3 protein-coding genes are annotated in these 3113 nt (G+C 29.5%); all 3 read left to right on the top strand.

The window, feature by feature from the left end; all coding sequences use genetic code 11:
• A partial coding sequence (locus Q0543_RS15150) for a hypothetical protein (protein WP_299254965.1) occupies positions 1–970 on the top strand: 970 nt, incomplete at its 5' end.
• Positions 971–1156: 186 nt separating this feature from the next.
• Positions 1157–1732 carry a hypothetical protein gene (locus Q0543_RS15155; RefSeq protein WP_299254968.1) on the top strand — a complete coding sequence of 192 codons (576 nt, stop codon included), beginning with the start codon at positions 1157–1159 and terminating at the stop codon, positions 1730–1732.
• Positions 1733–1755: 23 nt separating this feature from the next.
• A complete protein-coding gene (locus tag Q0543_RS15160; protein WP_299254971.1) occupies positions 1756–2427 on the top strand; it encodes an outer membrane beta-barrel protein in 672 nt (223 codons plus the stop codon).
• Positions 2428–3113: the final 686 nt, after the last annotated feature.

Here is a 3113-nt window from a genome sequence, read left to right on the forward strand (position 1 = left end):
TTTTATTTTATTACTATTATGTACTTTTTCGTTAAGTTTTTTAGCTTGTAAAAACAGTAAAGATGAAAACAGTATAATTGCCCCGAACACATCCCAAAAGGAGGATGTCGCTGTTAAAAATGGTCGCTTAGCATTTAAAGACAGATCCACCTATGAATCTTTTATTACTTTACCTGCTGTAGACACAACTAACAGGCAAAAAACAACTTCAGCAGAATTAAGAACGAGTGCAACAGAAATTAAATACGCTGGCTTTACATCTATGCTAGATGTGTATAAAAATTCAAACGCCAATAATAGATTAGCTGGCGACACAATGACAATAAATGACGAAACACTAGCTGCATTAGTCAACTCAGATGGTATTCTTGAAATTGGAGAATGGATTTGCAAAATCAACCCAGCTAAAAGTTTGGTAACTGTATTGAATGAAGCAGATGAAAATATGTATCAAGATTTAGTGAACGATGTAAGCAATCCAAAAATTTATATTTTCAGCACCAATGATGATGTATTGGATTTATTAGAAGATGGTCAAATAAATGGGTCAAGTACAAATTATAGAGTTTCTATTTTTTGTGGCGGGGGGGCTAGTGGATCTAGTCAACAATCTCTCCCAGGATCAGCAAACAATCAAAATTTCATTGGAGAAAGTACTTATAAAAAATTTGGCGTTTATTTTCATTTATTTACAACTTGCTACTTTTTTACTAAAAACGATAATTTAACATTCCAACATCAACACGCTTATTATTATAAAACTAATTGTAAGAATTATCAAGAAAGTGGTCCATATCTATTTACTAACGACCTTAGAACAGGAGATTACAATTTTAAATCTGGGGGACAATATTACGATTGCATACAAAATATTTACATGAGCACAAGAGGCTTACATGATTATATTGTATATGCAAATTACACTTACTCGGGCATAAAAGTTGTAGTACCTGCAATTGAAGGTCATTAATAAATTATTATTAGATGTATTAGATGTATTAGATGTATTAGATGTATTAGATTTTTAATTTATTAAGAATCTAATACATCTAATAATGCAAAGCAATCATATCAAATGAAAATTATCTCCTCAATTCTACTTTTGTTTTTTTTTAATCAATCATCATATTGCCAATCACAATATTCATTGGGTATAATGGCTTCTCCAGATTTTACTTATATAAATGGAAATAAAATAGCTAAAGATTATACTACAATTCCTGGCTACAAATTCGGAATTACTTTTTATAAAAAAATATCAAAAAATTTTTTTATCACATCTGGTATTTGGTATGATAAAAAAGGCATTAAACAATCTATCCTAATAAATTTTTACGATTCAACTGGGGCAATTATAAAAAAAGAAAAAGGAACATATTATCATAAATATAAAGATCTGGAAATGCCGTTATTTATAAATTTCATGTCAGGCAAATCAAGATTAAAATTTTGCATTTCAACAGGTTTTAGTTTTGGATTTGCAATTAGAGAAACTGTAACTTTTTCATCTCCAAGTTCTACAAATATTTATAATGTAAAATCTAATCGCACATTACCAGATAGAATAAATTTTTGTTTTAGCATGGGCGTATTATATAAAATCAACTATAAATATGCATTATTTATAGAGCCTAATTATAAAATTGATGTTCGGGCAATTTATGAAACGCTCTTAGATGATTCACATTCTTATGGATTACGTACAACCTTAATTTATAAGTTTAAATATTGATTGGAAATTTTCAATAATATTTAATGAAAAAAAAGCTATTTATCGTCTATGTACTTATTTCATTCATTTACCAAGCGAATGCACAATCAAAGTATTCGCTTGGTTTAATGGCTTCTCCAGATCTTACATATATCAATGCATCATTTAGTAAAGGTACACATGGAGCAACTTATAGTACTCAACCAGGCTATACTTTTGGATTGAGCATTTATAAAAAGTCCACAAAACACTTCTTCATTACTTCTGGTATGTGGTATATTAATAAAGGAACGGTCCAATATTCTAATTTTATATTCTCTGATTCTAACAATGTATCTGAATTAATGGTTTCAGGCAAAACAATACACAGTTATAAAGACTTAGATATACCTATTTTATTTAATTACACACTCGGTAAACGAAAATTAAAATTTGTATGCTCGGCAGGTTTTGTCTTTGGTTTTTCCATAGAAGAAAAATTGATTAGTACGGCTGCACAGTATTATGATGTAACGTACATACATAATACGCCCAAAAGACCTGCGCGTATTAATCTAAATTTTTCATTTGGTGCAACGTATAAATTAAATGAAACATTTACGTTGATCTTCGAACCTAATTATAAAATTGACGTGCGTGCAATAGTAAACCCCATTATGGATGATTCACATTCTTATGGATTACGCACTACGTTGATATACAAGTTTAAACAATAGGTATTTTTATATGCAAAAGGATTTTGTATTCTATTTTTAAAACTAAAACATAACCTAATCAAACTAATACCATATTCATCAATCAAAAAATAAATAAGCGCCACTTTATATATGTAATAAGATTATCAATACCAATTTGATAACCTTATTACTTATTTTTTACATCAATATTATTCTACATGTAAAACGATTTTCCTGCATCATCAACGCTTACATCCGAATACCATTTATTCCTAGGCTATAAAAAATAGGGGCATTCTTGCAACGATCTGAACATTTCAGATAAAAAATATCTACGGTATCTTTTATCTAATTGTATTTTATTCTTTGTTCAATTGCCTTACACACATCTTTATCCATACAAAATTTGCAATACCGTACAAATAACATACTGGATAAAGAATTAGAAAATAAGACCCTTCGTTGGTTGGAATTGTCGGAGAAGATTTAAGTTATAGGTTTTTAGTCTTATGTTTTAAGATGAAAATCATAACAAAAAAACAAAGGCTGGTTGCGAGACTGGCCTTTGTTGTTTTAATAAATTGAATGCAATTGAAGAATTAATCTATCCATGTACACAGTCTTCAGACCCTTTTTCAGTGGGTCCGACGTACTTGTTTGGAAGAACCTCTTTTATTCTTCAAGCCAACCACTATCTTATCCATCGTTGCTAGCTACCAACAATT

This window comes from uncultured Cytophaga sp. (genome assembly GCF_937863595.1).
Classification (GTDB): domain Bacteria; phylum Bacteroidota; class Bacteroidia; order Cytophagales; family Cytophagaceae; genus Cytophaga.